Here is an 18,439-nt window from a genome sequence, read left to right on the forward strand (position 1 = left end):
TGTTCACGCTTGGAAGTGGCGAAGATGTTGAATCAGGCCACGTGTTGAGCTATCGAGCGTTTCACTGCTGCTTTCGCCCTTGATGCACGGAGCAAGCCGGCCGGCCAGTTGTTTGCCGAGTTCGACGCCCCACTGGTCGAATGAATTCAGGTTCCAGAGTACCCCGAGACAGAAAACCTTGTGTTCATACAGAGCAATCAATTGGCCGAGGGTGAAGGGGGTCAATTCGGGCAGGATGATCGTCGTCGATGGTTGGTTGCCAGGGAAACTGCGATAAGGCAGCAGTGCTTCTGGAATGCCGGCGGCTCGCGCTTCGGCTTCAGTCTGGCCGAAAGCTAGTGCCGAGGATTGTGCCAGGCAATTGGCCAGCAGGCCGCTGTGGTGGCCGGGCAGGGGGAAGTCCGACTTGCCGAGAGCGATGAAATCGCTGGCAACCAGGGCGCCGCCTTGGTGCAGTAGCTGGAAGAACGAATGCTGGCCGTTGGTGCCTGCTGCACCCCACAAAATCGGGTTGGTAGCGATGTCGACCGTGCGACCCTGGCGGTCTGCTCGTTTCCCGTTGCTCTCCATTTCCAGTTGTTGCAAATGGGCCGGCAGCAGTGCGAGGGAGTGACTGTAGGGGAAAACGCCGTGGCTGTGCGCACTCAGGAAATTGGTGTTCCAGATGGCGAGCAGGGCGAGCGTCAGTGGCAGGTTGCTCTCGGCCGGAGCGGTAAAGAAATGCGTGTCGATGTCGTGGGCGCCAGCCAGCAGACGTTCGAAATTGCGATAACCGATCGCCAGTGCAATCGGGAGGCCGATTGCCGACCAGAGCGAGAACCGGCCGCCGACCCAGTCGCGAAATTCGAAGACATTGGCCGGTGCAATGCCGAATTCGCAGGTTGCGGTCAGGTTGCTCGATGCCGCTGCAAAATGCTGCGCAACGGCTCGTTCATCATTGGCGGCAGCCAATAGCCAGTGGCGGGCCGTGCGTGCGTTGGTGATGGTTTCCAGCGTGGTGAATGTCTTGCTGGCAACAATGAACAAGGTGCTGCGCGGGTTAAGACGTGAGAGTGTCGTGGCCAGGTCTGCGCCATCCAGATTGGAGACGAAGTGCACATCCAGGTCGGGATGCTGGCTGCCAGCCAGAGCCTGGACCGCCATGCGCGGCCCGAGGTCTGACCCGCCGATGCCGATGTTGACGATATCGGTGATCCGCTCGCCGGAGTAGCCACGCCATTGGCCGGTATGAATCTGTTCGCAGAATGCAGCCATGCGGGCGAGGACGTCTTTGACTTCGTCCGGCGCACCCTTGCCCGCACGCAAGGCGGTGTGCAGGACAGCCCGGTTTTCCGTATGGTTGATTGCTTCGCCGGCCTGCATTCGCTTCATCCAGCCTTCGATATCAGACTGCTCTGCCAGGTTGCGCAGCAACTGAAGGGTGGTGCCGGTGACGCGTTGCTTGGAAAAGTCGACCAGCAGCGAACCGTGGCTTAGCGACAGGTCGTCAAAACGTTGTGGGTTGGAGGCAAACAAATCCCGCAAGTGGCGATCCTTGATCGCCTCGGCATGGCGGGTCAGCGCTCGCCATGCGGTACTGTCGATCAGGCGCGTATTCATGTCAGACGGCAACCGGCGCTGGAATGTGCGGGTGCGGATCGTAGCCGTCGAGGCGGAAATCCTCGAAACGGAAGGCGAACAGATCCTTGATCTCCGGATTGATCCACAGTTTAGGCAAGGGGCGGAGAGGACGGGAAAGCTGCAGTTTGGCTTGCTCGAAGTGGTTCGAATAAATGTGGGCATCACCAAAGGTGTGAATGAACTCACCCGGTTGATAACCGCAAACCTGGGCCAGCATCACGGTCAACAGTGCGTAGGAGGCAATATTGAACGGGACGCCAAGGAAGATGTCGGCGCTGCGCTGATAAAGCTGGCACGACAATTTTCCATCAGCGACGTAAAACTGGAACAGGCAATGGCAAGGCGGTAGCGCCATGTTGTCGACGTCGCCCGGATTCCAGGCAGAAACGATGTGGCGGCGTGAGTCGGGATTGTTTTTCAAGCTGTCGACCAGTTGGCCGAGTTGGTCGATCAGCCGTCCGTCCGGACATTCCCAGCGGCGCCACTGTTTGCCGTATACCGGCCCCAGATCACCGTTTTCGTCGGCCCATTCGTCCCAGATGCGGACGCCATTTTCCTGCAGGTAGCGGATGTTGGTGTCGCCCTGAATGAACCACAGCAGCTCGTGGATGATCGATTTCAGGTGTAGTTTTTTGGTGGTCACCACCGGAAAACCATCGGCAAGGTTGAAGCGCATTTGCCAGCCAAAAACCGAGCGTGTGCCGGTGCCGGTCCGGTCGGATTTGTCATTGCCGTTTTCCAGCACGTGGCGCATCAGGTCAAGGTAAGGCTGCATGGTCTTTTGATCAGCTAAAAAATGAAATTGGTATTTTTTGATGTAGGATTTTACATCCCGCATCAATTATCGAACAGTTCGTTATTGCACTGTCGCTGCGATCGGCGGGTTATAGAGGAGAGGGGAATGCTGGAGAAACTAGGGGTGCTGCGCGGAGTTTTTTCACCGAAGGACATCCACCCCCTGCTTGATGCACGCGAGTTGCGCAAGACAATCAACGAGTTGCCAAAGGATAACGCGTTTCGTGCGCTTGACGAGATTGTCGGTTGGCTTGAATCCCTGCAGTCGGTGCATGAGTTTTCTGCCGAGCGTCTGTTCGAGGCTGCACGACAGCTTGATGAGGCGGCGCAACCCCATCTCAAACGACTGACCCGAGAGTATTTGCACAATATTCGCCTGGCGCGGGCGGACGAGCGTCGTCTTTGGTCGATCAATCGCGCTTTCTGGGCCTTGTTGGCCGAAGCTTATGAGCGCTGTCTGGCGACTGTGCAGGAAAAAGGGCGCGGTGCAGATGCACTGAAAGGCGAGCTTGCCGAACTGTGTGTTCGCAACATCGTTGCCTTGGGCGGCTTGTTGAAATGGGATGCCTTTCATTATGGGCCTCCATGCCCCGGACTCTGGCGACGCATCGGGCAGCCCTTGCTGCTCGCCGAGCAACAGGGCGTGGCTGATCAGGCTGTTTCCGGCTTGGGTACGTCGCGGGCGGAGTATCTCCGGGTCATGGTTTTTCAGATCGCTTCGATGGATAGCCTTTTGCCGCAGGAGATCGATCTGGCCGAGCATCTGATTGCCTATTTCCTCTCCGGCTTCAGTTTTGCCGCCGAGGTCATGGAAGACAGTGTCTATTGGGTTGACCTGGCTCTGGATCATGCGCCGCAGCGCCTGTTCTGGATGCCCGAGGTGGCTGTGCACTCCCAGCGTTTCTACAAGCCGGGAACAAGTCATGTGGCGCTTATCGATTTGCTGGAGGAACTGGAGCGCGGTGGGGATATTCCGGCGGCGCTCAATCTGGGCGGCCAGTACTACGCCCGTACCTTGCTCCCCGTCTTGCGTCACCTTTCCCTGCATCTGGCCCCTGTGCCGCCTCAGCGTCAACACGACCGGCATCAGGTCAAGCACCGGATGGCGGTATTGAACGGACTGGCGAATGCTTTTGTGGTTTTTCCCGGCGAATCTGCCGGGCGGACGACTGGGCTGCCGGTCGAAAGCTGGGTCGTCGAGAACGTGAGTCGGGGTGGCTTTGGTGCCGTGTTGAACAACATTCCCGGTGAATGGATCAAGGTCGGGGCGTTACTCGCCATGCAGCCGCAGGGGGGTGACAATTGGGTGCTGGGCGTGATTCGGCGTTACTTCCGGGAAACCGAGCACGAAGCGCGCATCGGCATTCAGGTCTTGGCGCATCAGGCCGCAGCTGTCGAACTGAAGCCGCGAATGGCGTCGAGTTACGCTGCACTGTCGGGCGAGCCCGGTTTGCTGATCGAGGGAGTCAACCTGGCGGGGGAGGTACGGCTGGTGCGTGCCCCGGCATCGTTCGACATGAATGAGTCTCTCGAATACAGCTGGGGTGGCAAACGTATCAGGTTGATGCCGATCGCCCTGATCGAGCAAACGGCAGACTATGAACTGGCCCGCTATCGCATCAGCGAGACCGGCTAAGCCTACCGTGTGCGTTAGCGGGGGCGGATGGCGGATTTGGGCCGAAAGGCCTTGATCACAGCTTCGTTGGTTTCGGCGTAGGGGCCGCCAATCAGGTCGATACAGTAGGGGACTGCCGCAAAAATGCCGACATGCGTGCATTCACCGGCACTATTGCGGACGCCTTCGAGCGTTTCCTTGATCGATTTCGGTTGGCCCGGCAAATTGATGATCAAGGCTTGCTTGCGAATGACGGCGACCTGCCGTGACAGAATGGCCGTCGGGACGAAATTCAGGCTGATCCGGCGCATTTCCTCGCCAAAGCCGGGCATTTCCTTGTCGGCGACGGCTAGGGTGGCTTCCGGGGTGACGTCGCGCAGAGCCGGGCCGGTCCCGCCGGTGGTCAGGATCAGGTGGCAATTGCTGCGGTCGACCAGCTCGATCAGGGTGTTTTCGATGCTTGGCTGATCGTCGGCAATCAGGCGGGTTTCCGCCCGCCATGAGGTCGTCAGGGCGCTGGTCAGCCACTCCTGCAAGGCCGGAATGCCCTTGTCTTCATAAACGCCGGTTGAGGCACGGTCGCTGATCGAAACCAGGCCGATGACGAGTTCCTCACTCTTCAATCTTCGGTGCTCCATTTTTGTCGAGATCCTGCAGGATCTGGAAAATAGCCCGGAAATTTTTCGGCGGCTTGTTTTGCTCCTGCTCCTTGAGCGCATTGCGACGCAGCTGGCGGAGTTGCTGAAGGTCGACGCCGGGCCAGGTTGTGGCGATCTCGTTAAGCACGGTTTCGTCTTCGAGCAGGCGGACACGCATGCGTTCGAGGCGGTGCAGGCGGGCATTTTCAGCCATCGATTCGCCACGCAGCAGAGCCAGTCCGGCACGAATGGGTTCTTCGTCGGCGTTGCGCATCAGCTTGCCGAGGTATTGCATTTGTCGGCGACGCGCGCCGTGGGCCGTGATTTTCTGGCATTCACGGACGGCATCGTAGATATTTTCTTCCAGCTTGATGCGCTTGAGCTGACCGACTGTCAGCTCGACCAATTCAGCGCCGAGGTCCTGCAGCGCGTGCATGGCCTCCTTCTGCTTGGTTTTGGAAGGGCGGCCGGTACTCTCTGTAAAATCTTCGTCGTGCATGTCAAAAGCCGTTTGCTTGGGGCTGCTATGATAGCGGCTTTCCTCCCCGGACGCCGTTTTCATGCCTGAAGTCGCACGCTTTTCTTATCCCTTTGCCACCTTGCAGCAACTGGCCGAGGATGTGCTCAAACATGCAGGTACAAAAGGGGCCACGGCCTGCGAGGTCGATGTTTCCGAGGGCTTCGGGCAGTCGGTCGGCGTGCGTTGCGACGAGGTTGAAACCATTGAGTTCAACCGCGATAAGGGCATCGGCATCACGGTTTATTCCGGCCAGCGCAAGGGATACGCGAGTACCTCGGATTTTTCGGCTCAGGCATTGCGCGAAACGGTCGAGGCGGCCTTGAATATCGCCCGCTTCACGGCCGAAGACGATTGCGCCGGTCTGGCGGATGTGGCCCTGATGGCCAAGGATTCGCCGGATCTGGATTTGTATCATCCCTGGGCGTTGACCGTGGAAAACGCCATCGAGATGGCCCGCCGTTGCGAACAGGCTGCCTTTGACAGCAGCCCGCTGGTCAGTAACTCCGAGGGTGCGTCGGTGTCTACGCAGCAAGCCCATTTTGTGTCCGCCAACAGCCTTGGCTTCATGGGCGGTTATCCCACCTCGCGGCACTATATTTCCTGCTCGGTGATCGCCGGAGAGCAGGATGCGATGCAGCGGGACGACTGGTATACCACTCGCCGCTGTGCCGATGAGCTGGAAGACCCCGCGCTGGTTGGTCGCATGGCTGCCGAGCGTGCAGTGGCCCGATTGGGTGGGCGCAAGGTTAAAACCGGTGAATTCCCCGTGCTGTTCGAGGCGCCTCTGGCGGCCGGCCTGCTGGGCAGCCTGGTGCATGCCGTGAGTGGCGGTGCCTTGTATCGCAAGGCTTCTTTCCTGCTGGATCATCTCGGCAAGCGTGTCATGCCGGAGTTTGTCCAGATCAGCGAACGTCCGCACATCAAGCGTGGCCTGGGTTCTTCGGCCTTCGACAGCGACGGCGTGGCAACGCGTGATCGAGAGGTGGTGACGGACGGTATTCTGCAGGCCTACTTCCTGAGTACCTACACGGCGCGCAAGCTGGGGATGCAGACGACCGCCAATGCCGGCGGCAGCCACAACCTGGTGATCAAGCCAGGCGATCTCGATTTTGCAGCCCTGCTGGCCAAAATGGATCGGGGCCTGCTGGTGACGGAGTTGCTCGGTCAGGGCGTGAACTATGTCACCGGGGATTATTCTCGCGGTGCGGCGGGCTATTGGGTGGAAAACGGAAAAATCGCCTACCCGGTCGAGGAGATCACGATTGCCGGGAATCTGAAGGCCATGCTGGCCGGTATCGTTGCGGTAGGGAACGATGTGCAGGTTCGTGGCTCAAAGCAGACGGGTTCGATTCTTCTGGACCGAATGATCGTGGCTGGCGAGTGATTTTCTAAGGGTTTTCCACCACTCGTCAAACCTATTCCTTTAGTTAGAATAAAGCTGTAACCCGCCTGACGTGCCCAACTACTTGGAGGAGACAATATGCAACGTCGTGATTTCCTGAAAAAAGCATCTATCGGTGCTGCTGCTGGTGCTGCCGCTACGGTTGCTGCCCCGGCGATCGCCCAATCCCTGCCGACCATCAAATGGCGTCTGACCTCCAGCTTCCCGAAGAGCCTGGATACCATTTTCGGTGGCGCTGAAGTGCTGGCCAATCGCCTGCGTGCGATGACCGGCGGCAAGTTCGATATTCGTGTTTTCCCCGGTGGTGAAATCGTTCCCGGCTTGCAGGCGCTGGATGCCGTGCAGCAGGGTACCGTCGAGTGCTGCCACACCTGTTCTTACTACTACGTCGGCAAGGACAAGACTTTCGGCTTCGGTACTTCGATTCCGTTCGGCATGAATGCACGCCAGATGAATGCCTGGCTCTACTACGGCGGTGGCGACAAGCTGTTGAATGATTTTTATGCCAATTACAACGTCGTTCATTTCCCGGGTGGCAATACGGGTACCCAGATGGGCGGCTGGTTCCGCAAGGAAGTGAAGAGTCTTGAAGACGTCAAGGGCCTGAAAATGCGTATCGCCGGTCTGGGCGGTAACGTTTTCGCTGCGCTCGGTGCCGTGCCGCAACAGATCGCCGGTGGCGACATCTATCCGGCACTGGAAAAGGGCACGATCGACGCAGCGGAGTGGGTTGGTCCGTACGACGATGAAAAGCTCGGCTTCTACAAGGTTGCCAAGCATTACTACTATCCGGGTTGGTGGGAACCGGGCCCGATGATCAATTTCTTCGTGAACAAGAAGGAATGGGACAAGCTGCCGAAGGAATACCAGGAAGCTTTCCAGGCTGCTGCCTATGAAGCCAACGTGACGATGATGGCCGAATACGACCACAAGAATCCGGCTGCGCTTTCCAAGCTGCTGCAAAACGGTGTCAAGCTCCAGGCTTATCCGAAGGACGTCATGGAGGCCGCCTACAAGGCTGCCCAGGAACTCTATGCCGATGAAGCCGGCAAAAATCCGGCGTTCAAGAAGATTTACACCGAGTACGACAAATATCGCAAAACGCAAAATGCCTGGTTCAGCGTTGCTGAAGCACGTATGGATTCGTTCCTGCAGTCGCACAAGTAAACCTGTACCGCGTACCCGGCAAATTGCCGGTGCTGCGGTCAACAGTAAAAAACCCGCGAATTTCGCGGGTTTTTTTATGGGCTGGATTCGTCCGGTTTAAACGTCAAGCATGCTGCGCAGCATCCATGCGTTTTTTTCATGGACTTGCATGCGCTGGGTCAGCAGGTCGGCCGTCGGCTCATCGCTGGCCTTGTCCACAATCGGCAGGATGCTGCGGGCTGTCTTGGTGACGGCCTCCTGGCCGGCCAGCAACTGCTTGAGCATTTCGGTTGCGTTTGGCACGCCTTCGCTTTCCTTGATCACCGTCAGTCTGGAAAACTCGCGATAGGTGCCGGGGGCAGGGAAACCGAGCGCACGAATACGTTCGGCGATCAGATCAAGGGCATTCCACAACTCGGTGTACTGGTCCATGAACATCACGTGCAAGGTGTTGAACATCGGGCCAGTCACATTCCAGTGGAAGTTATGTGTTTTGAGGTACAGCGTGTACGAGTCTGCAAGAAGGTGGGACAGCCCTTCAGCGATTTTTTCGCGATCCTTTTTGCTGATGCCGATATCCATGGTCATGATGCATGCTCCCTGTGATGTGGGTTTGAAAGACTCATCGTGGTTGATGAAGCAAACGCTACAAGGTTTTATTTTGCAGTGAATATCGGAGCAATGCCAATGCATTCTGTGCATCGCTTCGATTAATCTTTTTGCTGGTTTTTCTTGTTTCGACTGAATTCCGGGCAAGAAAAAAGGCGGGGTCGAAACCCCGCCTTGGCCTTGTCGAAGAGGCGTTCGGTTATTTGTCGCTCTGCAGGTTCTTGAGCAGATTGGCGGCGGTGTTGTCTTCGCGTTCCTTGTCTTCAGCGTCGCTGGTGGCTTCATCCTGCTTCATCAGGCTGTCCAGATCGACGGCTGGTGGTGCAGTGCCGTCACGTTCCATCTGGGCTTGTGCTTTCTGGGCTTCGTCGCCGTAGCTGACGATGTCCGGGAAGATGATGATGATTGCCACCATGATGATCTGGATACAGACGAAGGGAATGGCGCCCCAGTAGATGTCCGTCGTCTTGACCGAGGCCGGTGCGACCGAGCGCAGGTAGAACAGCGCGAAGCCGAACGGCGGGTGCATGAAGGATGTCTGCATGTTGACCGCGAGCAGAACGCCGAACCAGACCAGGTCGATGCCCAGCTTGTCAGCGACCGGAGCAAGCAGCGGTACGATGATGAAGGACAGTTCGAAGAAGTCGAGGAAGAAGGCGAGCACGAAGACCAGGATGTTGACCACGATCAGGAAGCCCAGCTGGCCGCCTGGTAGGCCGAGCAGCAGGTGTTCAACCCAGAGGTCGCCATTCACGGCGCGGAAGATCAGGCCGAATACCGTCGAGCCGACCAGAATGAAGACCACGAACGAGGACAGCTTGCCGGTGGTTTCCATCGCCTGCTTGAGCAGCTTGAAGGTGATCCGCTTGCGGCCAAGAGCCAGGATCAATGCACCGGCTGCGCCCATGGCGCCGCCTTCGGTCGGCGTTGCGATGCCGAGGAAGATCGTGCCGAGCACCAGGAAGATCAGGACCAGCGGCGGAACCAGGGTGGTCAGCACGCGCAGCATCAGCTTGCCGCCGCGCAGGGTACGGGCTTCCGGCGGCAGGGCCGGGCAGTGGCTGGGCTTGATGATGCTGAGCAGAACGACATAGCCGACGTAAAGGCTGGTCAGGACGAGACCGGGGACCATGGCGCCTTCGTACATGTCGCCGACCGATTTGCCGAGCTGGTCGGCCATGATGATCAGCACCAGCGATGGCGGGATGATCTGGGCCAGGGTGCCGGAGGCGGCAATGACGCCAGCCGCCAGCCGCTTGTCGTAGCCGTAGCGCAGCATGATGGGCAGCGAGATCAGGCCCATCGAGATGACCGATGCGGCAACCACGCCGGTCGTTGCGGCGAGCAGTGCGCCGACGAAGATGACCGCGTAGGCCAGGCCACCACGCATCGGGCCGAACAACTGGCCGATCGTGTCGAGCAGGTCTTCGGCCATGCCGGAACGTTCAAGAATCAGTCCCATGAAGGTGAAGAAGGGGATGGCGAGCAGCGTGTCGTTGGCCATGATGCCGAAGATGCGCTCGGGAAGTGCCTGGAAGATGGCCGGGGTAAGCAGGCCGACTTCCATGCCGATCAGGCCGAAGACGATGCCGTTGGCGGCCAGGGCAAATGCCACTGGGTAGCCGAAGAGCAGGAAAAGGACCAGGGAGCCGAACATCAACGGCGCCATGTTGGCGATAATAAATTCCATTATTTGGCCTCCTTGGCTTTGGTGGCGGCGATGGCGGCAGCCAGTTCTTCTTCTGGTGTCGGCCCTTTTTCCTTGTTGTTTGGATCTTCGATCAGGCCCGCCAGGAAGGCGATGCGCTTGATCAGTTCGGATACCCCTTGCAGGGCCAGCAGGGCAAAGCCGATCGGCAGAAGGATCTTGACCGGCCAGCGCAGCAGGCCGCCGGCATTGGCCGACATTTCATTGATTTTCATCGAGTCGGCAACCAGCGGGATCGACAGCCAGAGCACCAGAACAACCATGGGCAGCAGGAAGAAGAGGGTGCCGATGATGTCGATTACGGCCAGGCCGCGCGGGGAAAGCTTGCCCGAGAGTACGTCGATGCGAACGTGTTCGTTGCGTTGCAGGGTGTAGGGTGAGCAGAGCAGGAAGACCGCGGCAAACAGGTACCACTGGATTTCCAGCAAGCCATTCGAACTGTAGTTGAAAATGAAGCGTACAACCGCATTGCTGGAACTGACGACGGTCATCACCAGTACCAGCCAAAATGCGCCTTTGCCGACACGCTCAATGAGTCTGTCGATAAGCTGCGAGAGCTTGAGCAGAAGGGTCACGAAAAGTCCTCCTCGGGTTGATAAAATGCCGGCTTCTGAAATGTCCGGGGTCAATGGAAAATCCCACTGACTGAAATTTACAACGAAGGGAGTCGTTGATCCATGGTGGAAATCCCTACAAATCAGCCAACCCGGATTTGTCTTGTCCGGCACGGCGAAACCGAGTGGAATGCCGAGCGACGGATTCAAGGTCAAATCGATATCGGCCTGAATCAAACCGGCCTGCGCCAGGCGGAGGCCGCAGGGCGGTGGCTAAGCTCGGCTGGTATCACTGCACTTTATAGCAGCGACCTCAAGCGTGCGCGTACGACAGCGGAGGCGATTGGTGCGCATCTGGGGCTTGTCCCGGCGTTGTTGCCAGAAATGCGCGAGCGACGCTACGGTGTGTTCGAAGGGCTGACCTATGCCGAGGCGCAGGCACGATTTCCGGATGGCTATGCCGCGTTCGAAGGGCGTAACGCCGATTACAACTTCGAAAACGGCGAGAGTCTGCGCGAGATGTATGCCCGAGTCACCGGCAAGCTTGTCGAGGTGGCTGCCGCCCATGTCGGGCAGCGCGTTGTGATTGTCCTGCACGGTGGAGTACTCGATATCGTCAATCGTTTTGTCCGGGGGCGGGGGCTGGATGCGCAGCGTGATTTTTTGATTCCAAATGCCGGGTTGAACTGGATTGCCACGGTCGACGGGCGTTGGCATATCGAAACCTGGGGTGAAACCGGGCATCTTGAAGCCGGTGCCCTTGATGAACTCCCGTCGTGATAAAATTCCTGCCCTTTTCAATGGCTTGAGGCAATCCCCATGTTTTCCGCGAAAGATACCCTCGCAAAAGTTGATCCCGAACTCTGGCAGGCCGTCCAGGCAGAAGTCCAGCGCCAGGAAGACCACATCGAACTGATCGCGTCTGAAAACTACGTGAGCAAGGCAGTGATGGAAGCCCAAGGCTCCCAGCTGACCAACAAGTACGCCGAAGGCTATCCGGGCAAGCGCTACTACGGTGGCTGCGAACATGTTGACGTCGCCGAGCAGATCGCCATCGATCGTATCAAGGCCCTGTTCGGTGCCGATGCCGCCAACGTTCAGCCGAACTCCGGTTCGCAAGCCAACCAGGCTGTGCTGATGGCTTTCTGCAAGCCGGGCGACACGATCATGGGCATGAGCCTGGCCGAAGGCGGTCACCTGACCCACGGCATGCCGCTCAACATGTCCGGCAAGTGGTTCAACGTCGTCTCCTACGGCCTGAACGAAAAGGAAGAAATCGACTACGACAAGATGGAAGCGCTGGCCCGCGAGCACAAGCCGCGCCTGATCGTCGCTGGTGCCTCGGCCTACGCCCTGCGCATCGATTTTGAGCGTTTTGCCAAGATCGCCAAGGAAGTCGGCGCCATTTTCTGGGTGGACATGGCCCACTACGCAGGCTTGATCGCCGCCGGTTTCTACCCGAACCCGGTGCCTTTCGCCGACGTGGTCACCACCACCACCCACAAGACCCTGCGTGGTCCGCGCGGTGGCGTCGTGCTGATGAAGGCCGAGCACGAAAAGGCGATCAACTCCGCCATCTTCCCCGGCCTCCAGGGCGGCCCGCTGATGCACGTCATCGCCGCCAAGGCCGTGGCTTTCAAGGAAGCTGCCACGCCGGAATTCAAGGACTACCAGGAACAAGTCATCAACAACGCCCGCGTCATGGCGCGTGTGCTGGGTGAAGAGCGTGGTCTGCGCATTGTTTCCGGTCGTACCGAAAGCCACGTTTTCCTGGTCGACCTGCGTTCCAAGAACATCACCGGCAAGGAAGCCGAAGCGGCGCTGGGTCGTGCTCACATCACGGTGAACAAGAACGGTATCCCGAACGACCCGCAGAAGCCGTTCGTCACCTCCGGTATTCGTATCGGTTCGCCGGCCATGACAACGCGTGGTTTCACCGAGATCGAAGCCGAGCAGATCGCTCACCTGATCGCCGACGTGCTGGATGCACCGAACGATGAGGCGGTTGCCGCAACGGTTCGCGCCAAGGCGGCCGAGCTGTGCAAGCGCTTCCCGGTCTACGGAGCCTAAGCGACCGTGAAATGCCCTTTCTGCGGTGCTGACGAAACGGCGGTCGCCGATACCCGTCTCAATGACGAAGGCGATCTCGTTCGTCGCCGCAGGAAGTGCAATGTTTGCGACAAGCGTTTTACAACCTACGAGCGGGCGGAAATCCGCCTGCCGCAGGTGGTCAAGAAGAATGGTTCGCGTACGGAATTCAGTCGCGACAAGCTGCGCGCCAGCCTGGAGTTGGCCTTGCGCAAGCGTCCGGTGTCGACCGACTCGGTCGATGCGGCGATTGCCGAAATCGAAGAAAAACTGCTGACGGCCGGCGAGCGTGAAATCACCTCGCAACAGGTGGGTGAATTGGTCATGCGCGAGCTGAAGAAGCTCGACAAGGTGGCCTACATCCGTTTTGCCTCGGTCTATCGCAACTTCGAAGACGTGGATGCTTTTTCCCGGGCGATCCGCGAAGTTTCTCCCAACGAAAAGAAAAAATGAGTTTTTCTGCCGTCGACCACGGCAACATGGCCCGTGCGCTCCAATTGGCCGAGCAAGGCTTGTGGACGACTTCGCCCAATCCGCGGGTGGGTTGCGTGCTGGTCCGTGATGGCCAGATTGTTGGCGAAGGCTGGCACCAGAAAGCTGGCGAGCCGCATGCCGAAGTGCATGCCTTGCGCGCCGCCGGCGACAAGGCGCGTGGTGCGACGGCCTATGTCACGCTCGAACCGTGCAGTCATTTCGGGCGTACCCCGCCGTGCGCCGAGGCGCTGATTGCCGCGGGCGTGTCGCGGGTGGTCGCGGCGATGACCGATCCGAATCCGCTGGTTGCCGGCAAGGGCCTGACCATGTTGCAGGCAGCAGGCATCGAAACGGCGAGCGGCCTGCTGGAAAACGAGGCGTGCGAACTGAATATCGGTTTTGTCTCGCGCATGACGCGTGGCCGGCCGTGGTTGCGCCTCAAGGCGGCGGCCAGCCTGGATGGCAAGACAGCATTGAATAACGGTGTCAGCCAGTGGATTACCGGGCCGGAGGCACGGCGTGACGGACATCGCTGGCGAGCCAGGGCTTGCGCTATCCTGACCGGCATCGGTACGGTGCGCGATGATGATCCACAACTCAATGTACGAGACGTGGCAACGACGCGTCAGCCCTTGCGGGTGATTGTCGATAGCCGTCTGGAAATATCGCTTTCGGCGCGCATCCTGCAGGGAGGTGCGGTGCTTGTGGCTGGTGCGGTCGATGATCCGGAAAAAGCAGCTTTGCTGCGGTCGACCGGGGCAGAAGTCGTGATTTTGCCCAATTCGGCAGGCAAGGTTGAGTTGAGGGCCTTGCTTGAAGAGCTCGGACGACGCGGCATCAACGAGGTACATGCCGAGGCGGGCTTCAAGCTCAACGGTTCCCTGATGCGCGAAGGTCTGGTCGATGAGTTGCTGCTTTACCTGGCGCCCTGTCTGGTTGGCGATGCAGCCAGCGGCCTGTTCAACTTGCCGGAATTGACTAGCCTGAGCGGCAAACGCTTGCTGCAGGTGCGCGATCTGCGTCAGCTTGGCGAAGATATTCGCCTGATCGCACGTTTCCGCTAGGGCCGCAAACAGCGCAGGCTGCATCCTGCTTGAACTTGATGGTGCGCCATTCCATATCCAGTGCGTCAAGCAGCAGCAGGCGGCCACCGAGTGTCTGGCCGATGCCGGCAGCCAGTTTGAGCGCTTCGGCGGCCTGCATGGTGCCGATGATCCCGGTCAGCGGCGCAAAGACACCCATGATGGCACAACGGGTTTCGTCGACATCCTCCCCCTCTGGGAAGAGGCAGTGATAGCATGGCGCGTCGTCATTTCTCAGGTCGTAGACGCTGATTTGTCCGTCAAAGCGGATGGCGGCCCCTGAAACGAGTGGTTTCCTGTGGTGTACGCAGGCACGATTGATCGCGTGGCGCGTGGCGAAATTGTCGGTGCAGTCGAGCACGATGTTGGCATCGGCCACAAGGTTGTCCAGATCGCTGCCTGACAGGCGCTGCTTGAGGGGAACGATCTCGATCTCGGGATTGATCGCCGCCATCGCTACTTGTCCTGAATAGGCTTTGTCCATGCCGACACGGGCCTGGGTGTGCATGATCTGTCGCTGCAGGTTGGTGAAGTCGACGGTGTCGTCATCGACCAGGGTTATTTTTCCCAGTCCGGCAGAAGCAAGGTAAAGGGCTGCAGGGGAACCAAGGCCACCGGCCCCGATGATCAGGGCGTGGCTCGCCAGGATGCGGGCTTGCCCCTCGATACCGATGGCGTCGAGCAGGATGTGGCGGCTGTAGCGGAGAAGTTGGTCGTCGTTCATTCAGGCTTGTGCTGGGCAATCACGGAGGTGCGTCCAGCGCACGCCGAAAAATCAGTCGCTATTTGTATTCACGCCATTCCGGCGGAGTGTCGTCGTGGTCGCCATGCGGGTGGAGTTCCCAAGCCTTGACATAGGCTTCCTGCGAGGAGCGTTTGATGCGTCGCTCGGGGGCGCCTATGTTATGCAGTTGCGTATCTTCGACGTAGTGGATGAGTGCGCGTGTCAGCTTGCTCATCAATGTGTTGTCGAGGTGGAAACCCTTGTCTTCCAGGTGGCCTTCAAGCTCTTCCAGCGTATGCTGGGTCAGCTCGTAGCTGACGCCGACCACCCGTTTTTCATGTTTTGGCTCGACGGCAACTTCATCCAGTGTTTGCAGGTCGTCAGCCGCTTCCGGCACTTGGCCGGGGGGGAATTTAGCAAACAGGATTTCGCGCTTTTTCTTGAGATCCGCGTTAGTCATCATCCCTCCCGGTGGCTGAATTACTGAGCCTTATTCTGCATGATCTGAAGCCCCTTGAGAAGATTCAGGGCCTGCTGGAACTGGTAGTCGGTCTTCGAGGCATATTCCAGGCGGGGCAGCATGTCCTCGTCGCTCTCGTCCTTGCTGCTTTTGTCCTTGGTCGTCTTGGCCGGGGCTTTTTGCTGGAGCTTGGGTTCCGGCTTGGCCACTTCCTTGGGCGCCTCTTTTTCCTTGTCGTTGATCAGGTGGCGATCAAGGTCTGCTTCGCGGATGCGCATGCCGCCGCCACTGCCATTCGCTGTCTCTTCAACGAGAATGTCTGGAACAATGCCTTTTGCCTGGATCGAACGGCCATCCGGCGTGTAGTAACGCGCCGTGGTGAGCTTGATCGCCGTGTTGCCTGGCAGCGGCAGGACTGACTGGACCGAGCCCTTGCCGAAGGTCTGCGTGCCGAGGATGACCGCCCGTTTGTGGTCTTGCAGCGCGCCGGCAACAATTTCCGAGGCTGAAGCCGAGCCGCTGTTGACCAGAACGACCATGGCGACCTTCTTTGACTCGATTGGCATGCCCTTGAGCGGATCTTCCTTGCCGCCGCGCAGATAGTCTTGCGGACGCGCCCGGAATTCCTGTTTTGCATCCGGGGTGCGCCCATCGGTCGAAACAATTTTGACATCCGGTGGGAGGAAGGCGGCAGAAACGCCAATGGCGCTGTTCAGCAAGCCGCCCGGGTCATTGCGCAAATCGAGCACCAAGCCTTGCAGCTTGTTACCGTTTTCCTTGTACAGGCCGGCAACGTGACGGGCGATATCCGCCGTTGTGTTTTCCTGGAACTGGGTGATGCGTACCCAGCCATAACCCGGCTCAACTAGTTTCGATTTGACGCTCTGAACCTTGATGACTTCACGGATCAGCGTGACTTCGATCGGCTTGGTTTCGCCTTTGCGCAAAATCGAGATCTTGAGCGGTGTCTTTGGTTTGCCGCGCATTTTTTTGACGGCTTCAGCCAGGGTCAGGCCCTTGACTGGGGTGTCGTCGAGTTTGAAGATCAGGTCGCCTGCTTTCAGGCCAGCCCGGTAAGCTGGCGTGTCCTCGATGGGGGAAACTACCTTGACCAGGCCGTCTTCCATGCCGACTTCGATGCCCAGCCCCCCAAACTCGCCCTGGGTGCCGACCTGGAGATCCTTGAACGCATCGGCGTCAAGGTAGGTGGAGTGTGGGTCGAGGTTGGAAAGCATGCCGGAAATGGCATTGGTGATCATCTTTTTGTCTTCGACTGGCTCGACATAGCCTTGCTTGATTGCGCTGTATACCTCAGCGAAGGTGCGCAATTCGTCGATCGGCAAGCCTGCTTTGCTCTCCTTGTCGGCGAAGGCCGGGAGATTCAGGCTGATGAGTGCGCCGGCGACAAAGGCGCCCGCAACCAAACTGATTGTTTTCGTTTTGCTCATTTCAAACTGGCCCATTTCATCGGGTCGATCGGTTGCCCTTGGTGGCGGAGTTCAAAGTATAAACCGGATTCCGGGTTGCCTCCGCTGTTGCCTGCGGTGGCGATGGTTTCTCCGCCCTTGATGCTCTGGCCGACCTGTTTGAGCAAGGACTCGTTGTTGCCATAGATCGAGAGATAGGCATCGCCGTGGTCGACGATCAGGATATTGCCAAAACCGCGCATCCAGTCGGCAAAGACCACGCGGCCGCTGGCTACGGCCTTGACTTCGCTGCCGCCTGCGGCACGAATGAAGAGTCCGCGCCAGGTGCCACCGCCATCGCGCGGCGAGCCGAAGCGGCCGCTGACCGTGCCGCGCACCGGGAGGCGGAGGCTGCCTTTCTGGCGGGCGAAATTGCCGTTGCTGGCAACCGGTTCGTAGTTGTTTTCGGCTTCGGCAGGTTTCTGGCGTGGCGCTTCGGCGGTTTCTTCCCTGCGGGGCGGGGCTTTCGATTCCGGCTCGGTACGCGGTTTTGTTTTTTGTCGCGCGGCCTCGGCTATTTTTGCGGCCTCCGCCGCGCGAGCCGCTTCTGCTGCCTTGGCAGCCTGTGCCGCAAGTATTTTCGAGAGTCGGTCGATGAGGCTGGTCAGGCGTTTTTCATTTTGCTGGAGATTGCCGATCTCCTTGCGCTGGGCGGCGACCTTGTCCGATATCTGGGCGTGCAGGCGCTTGCGCTCTTCGCGCTGCTTGTTGAGTTCGGCGACGCGAACCTGTTGCTGTGCTTCAACCTCTTTCAGTTCTGCCGCTCGTTCCTTGGCATCTGCCGCCAGGGCGCGCTTCTTGTCGAGTGTGGCGTTGATTTCGCCCATCAACTCGGCCCGGGTCAGGGCAATGGCCGAAAAATAATGCAGATCGCGCGCGACCTGGTTGGGGTCATCGCCGTTGAGCAATAGCTGGAGGGAGTCCGGGGTGCCGCGCAGGTATTGCTTGTAGAGCAGCTTTTCGAGCTGGCTTTGTTGCTGGTTGAGTGTGACGGCCAGGTCCTTTGATTGCTGCTCAAGATTTTCGAGTCTTTTTTGCAGTCGACCGCGCTGGTCGGTCAGTTCGTGAAGTTCGCGTTGCAACCGGGATATCTGGCGTTCGGATTCGCGTAGGCGATCAGCAGCATCTGCCTTGTTTTCTTCGCTGGTGTTGAGATCCTTGCGTAGTCCTTCGATCCTGCCGCGCAGTTCGCCAAGGTCGGCCTGGCGCTCGGCAATTTCGGGGGCGGCGGGTGACGATGGTGCGGTTTTCTTGGCGGCATGGGCTGGCGTCAGGGTCAGTGCCGACCAGGCCAGAAGGCATGTCGCTGCAGCACGTAGTGCCGGGGCGCAAATGGAGATTTTTTTCGGCAAATATTTCAACGGCCTTGGGTGGGTGTCTGGGGCGGGCGAAGTGAACGAATTTGCACGCACGGATTTCCCTGATTGATGTTGATTAAGGTCGGCGAAACCGAAACCATTATTTTATAATGATCCATTCACCGATAACGAGGTTTTATCTTGGAAGCCCCTTCCGTCAATTTAATCGACAAGCAGGAA

Annotated in this window: 18 protein-coding genes; 7 read left to right on the forward strand and 11 right to left on the reverse strand. The window is 58.7% G+C overall.

The window, feature by feature from the left end; genetic code table 11:
* Positions 1-3: 3 nt before the first annotated feature.
* The gene (gene pgi, locus GBK02_RS04980; protein WP_203468646.1) at positions 4-1,599 is read right to left on the reverse strand and encodes a glucose-6-phosphate isomerase; all 1,596 of its coding nucleotides are present in this window, start codon (positions 1,597-1,599) and stop codon (positions 4-6) included.
* A 1-nt stretch (position 1,600) separates the two neighbouring features.
* A complete protein-coding gene (locus GBK02_RS04985) occupies positions 1,601-2,395 on the reverse strand; it encodes a thymidylate synthase (protein ID WP_203468647.1) in 795 nt (264 codons plus the stop codon).
* A 126-nt stretch (positions 2,396-2,521) separates the two neighbouring features.
* On the opposite strand from GBK02_RS04985, the gene GBK02_RS04990 reads away from it, so the two are divergent.
* Complete coding sequence (locus tag GBK02_RS04990) at positions 2,522-4,051, forward strand: hypothetical protein (RefSeq protein ID WP_203468648.1); 1,530 nt, start codon at positions 2,522-2,524, stop codon at positions 4,049-4,051.
* 14 nt (positions 4,052-4,065) lie between these two features.
* On the opposite strand, the gene mog is transcribed toward GBK02_RS04990, so the two are convergent.
* The gene (gene mog / locus GBK02_RS04995; RefSeq protein ID WP_203468649.1) at positions 4,066-4,668 is read right to left on the reverse strand and encodes a molybdopterin adenylyltransferase; all 603 of its coding nucleotides are present in this window, start codon (positions 4,666-4,668) and stop codon (positions 4,066-4,068) included.
* Positions 4,643-5,167 (reverse strand): ribosome biogenesis factor YjgA, encoded by a 525-nt coding sequence (gene yjgA / locus GBK02_RS05000; protein WP_203468650.1) that lies wholly within the window; start codon positions 5,165-5,167, stop codon positions 4,643-4,645. The genes mog and yjgA overlap by 26 nt, the downstream gene beginning before the upstream one ends.
* A gap of 61 nt (positions 5,168-5,228) precedes the next feature.
* On the opposite strand from yjgA, the gene pmbA reads away from it, so the two are divergent.
* Positions 5,229-6,572: a metalloprotease PmbA gene (gene pmbA, locus GBK02_RS05005; protein WP_203468651.1), complete on the forward strand. Its 1,344-nt coding sequence runs from the start codon at positions 5,229-5,231 to the stop codon at positions 6,570-6,572.
* A 96-nt stretch (positions 6,573-6,668) separates the two neighbouring features.
* Complete coding sequence (locus tag GBK02_RS05010) at positions 6,669-7,757, forward strand: TRAP transporter substrate-binding protein (protein WP_203468652.1); 1,089 nt, start codon at positions 6,669-6,671, stop codon at positions 7,755-7,757.
* A gap of 96 nt (positions 7,758-7,853) precedes the next feature.
* Here the strand turns inward: GBK02_RS05010 and GBK02_RS05015 are convergent, their stop codons facing one another.
* The 3 genes from GBK02_RS05015 to GBK02_RS05025 all read right to left on the reverse strand — a co-directional run bounded on the left by GBK02_RS05015 (position 7,854) and on the right by GBK02_RS05025 (position 10,628).
* Positions 7,854-8,324 carry a Dps family protein gene (locus GBK02_RS05015; protein ID WP_203468653.1) on the reverse strand — a complete coding sequence of 157 codons (471 nt, stop codon included), beginning with the start codon at positions 8,322-8,324 and terminating at the stop codon, positions 7,854-7,856.
* Between the two features lie 220 nt (positions 8,325-8,544).
* A complete protein-coding gene (locus tag GBK02_RS05020; RefSeq protein ID WP_203469303.1) occupies positions 8,545-10,038 on the reverse strand; it encodes a TRAP transporter large permease subunit in 1,494 nt (497 codons plus the stop codon).
* On the reverse strand, positions 10,035-10,628 hold the full coding sequence (locus tag GBK02_RS05025; RefSeq protein WP_203468654.1) for a TRAP transporter small permease subunit: 594 nt from the start codon (positions 10,626-10,628) through the stop codon (positions 10,035-10,037). Before GBK02_RS05025 ends, GBK02_RS05020 begins: the two co-directional genes overlap by 4 nt.
* A gap of 102 nt (positions 10,629-10,730) precedes the next feature.
* Between GBK02_RS05025 and GBK02_RS05030 the strand changes: the two genes are divergently transcribed.
* The 4 genes from GBK02_RS05030 to ribD are packed head-to-tail and all read left to right on the forward strand — an operon-like array spanning position 10,731 to position 14,233.
* Positions 10,731-11,387 carry a histidine phosphatase family protein gene (locus GBK02_RS05030; protein ID WP_203468655.1) on the forward strand — a complete coding sequence of 219 codons (657 nt, stop codon included), beginning with the start codon at positions 10,731-10,733 and terminating at the stop codon, positions 11,385-11,387.
* 39 nt (positions 11,388-11,426) lie between these two features.
* The gene (gene glyA / locus GBK02_RS05035) at positions 11,427-12,677 is read left to right on the forward strand and encodes a serine hydroxymethyltransferase (RefSeq protein ID WP_203468656.1); all 1,251 of its coding nucleotides are present in this window, start codon (positions 11,427-11,429) and stop codon (positions 12,675-12,677) included.
* 6 nt (positions 12,678-12,683) lie between these two features.
* Positions 12,684-13,148, forward strand: a complete 465-nt coding sequence (gene nrdR, locus GBK02_RS05040; RefSeq protein ID WP_203468657.1) for a transcriptional regulator NrdR — start codon at positions 12,684-12,686, stop codon at positions 13,146-13,148.
* Positions 13,145-14,233, forward strand: coding sequence for a bifunctional diaminohydroxyphosphoribosylaminopyrimidine deaminase/5-amino-6-(5-phosphoribosylamino)uracil reductase RibD (gene ribD / locus GBK02_RS05045; RefSeq protein WP_203468658.1), 1,089 nt, complete (start codon positions 13,145-13,147; stop codon positions 14,231-14,233). Before nrdR ends, ribD begins: the two co-directional genes overlap by 4 nt.
* Here the strand turns inward: ribD and GBK02_RS05050 are convergent.
* The 4 genes from GBK02_RS05050 to GBK02_RS05065 are packed head-to-tail and all read right to left on the reverse strand — an operon-like array spanning position 14,148 to position 18,253.
* Positions 14,148-14,975: a molybdopterin-synthase adenylyltransferase MoeB gene (locus GBK02_RS05050; protein ID WP_203468659.1), complete on the reverse strand. Its 828-nt coding sequence runs from the start codon at positions 14,973-14,975 to the stop codon at positions 14,148-14,150. The genes ribD and GBK02_RS05050 overlap by 86 nt on opposite strands.
* A 58-nt stretch (positions 14,976-15,033) precedes the next feature.
* Positions 15,034-15,435, reverse strand: coding sequence for a hypothetical protein (locus GBK02_RS05055; RefSeq protein WP_203468660.1), 402 nt, complete (start codon positions 15,433-15,435; stop codon positions 15,034-15,036).
* A gap of 20 nt (positions 15,436-15,455) precedes the next feature.
* On the reverse strand, positions 15,456-16,883 hold the full coding sequence (locus GBK02_RS05060; RefSeq protein ID WP_239003175.1) for a S41 family peptidase: 1,428 nt from the start codon (positions 16,881-16,883) through the stop codon (positions 15,456-15,458).
* Positions 16,880-18,253, reverse strand: coding sequence for a murein hydrolase activator EnvC (locus GBK02_RS05065; RefSeq protein ID WP_239003178.1), 1,374 nt, complete (start codon positions 18,251-18,253; stop codon positions 16,880-16,882). Before GBK02_RS05065 ends, GBK02_RS05060 begins: the two co-directional genes overlap by 4 nt.
* Positions 18,254-18,439: the final 186 nt, after the last annotated feature.

The sequence above is a fragment of the Dechloromonas sp. TW-R-39-2 genome (assembly GCF_016864195.1).
Lineage (GTDB): Bacteria > Pseudomonadota > Gammaproteobacteria > Burkholderiales > Rhodocyclaceae > Azonexus.

What these genes read in the sequence shown, in the direction of transcription:
- pgi (WP_203468646.1), bottom strand. Translation starts at nt 1,599, where the DNA reads ATGAATACGCGCCTGATCGACAGTACCGCATGGCGAGCGCTGACCCGC.
- GBK02_RS04985 (WP_203468647.1), bottom strand. Translation starts at nt 2,395, where the DNA reads ATGCAGCCTTACCTTGACCTGATGCGCCACGTGCTGGAAAACGGCAAT.
- GBK02_RS04990 (WP_203468648.1), top strand. Translation starts at nt 2,522, where the DNA reads ATGCTGGAGAAACTAGGGGTGCTGCGCGGAGTTTTTTCACCGAAGGAC.
- mog (WP_203468649.1), bottom strand. Translation starts at nt 4,668, where the DNA reads ATGGAGCACCGAAGATTGAAGAGTGAGGAACTCGTCATCGGCCTGGTT.
- yjgA (WP_203468650.1), bottom strand. Translation starts at nt 5,167, where the DNA reads ATGCACGACGAAGATTTTACAGAGAGTACCGGCCGCCCTTCCAAAACC.
- pmbA (WP_203468651.1), top strand. Translation starts at nt 5,229, where the DNA reads ATGCCTGAAGTCGCACGCTTTTCTTATCCCTTTGCCACCTTGCAGCAA.
- GBK02_RS05010 (WP_203468652.1), top strand. Translation starts at nt 6,669, where the DNA reads ATGCAACGTCGTGATTTCCTGAAAAAAGCATCTATCGGTGCTGCTGCT.
- GBK02_RS05015 (WP_203468653.1), bottom strand. Translation starts at nt 8,324, where the DNA reads ATGACCATGGATATCGGCATCAGCAAAAAGGATCGCGAAAAAATCGCT.
- GBK02_RS05030 (WP_203468655.1), top strand. Translation starts at nt 10,731, where the DNA reads ATGGTGGAAATCCCTACAAATCAGCCAACCCGGATTTGTCTTGTCCGG.
- glyA (WP_203468656.1), top strand. Translation starts at nt 11,427, where the DNA reads ATGTTTTCCGCGAAAGATACCCTCGCAAAAGTTGATCCCGAACTCTGG.
- ribD (WP_203468658.1), top strand. Translation starts at nt 13,145, where the DNA reads ATGAGTTTTTCTGCCGTCGACCACGGCAACATGGCCCGTGCGCTCCAA.
- GBK02_RS05050 (WP_203468659.1), bottom strand. Translation starts at nt 14,975, where the DNA reads ATGAACGACGACCAACTTCTCCGCTACAGCCGCCACATCCTGCTCGAC.
- GBK02_RS05055 (WP_203468660.1), bottom strand. Translation starts at nt 15,435, where the DNA reads ATGACTAACGCGGATCTCAAGAAAAAGCGCGAAATCCTGTTTGCTAAA.
- GBK02_RS05060 (WP_239003175.1), bottom strand. Translation starts at nt 16,883, where the DNA reads ATGAGCAAAACGAAAACAATCAGTTTGGTTGCGGGCGCCTTTGTCGCC.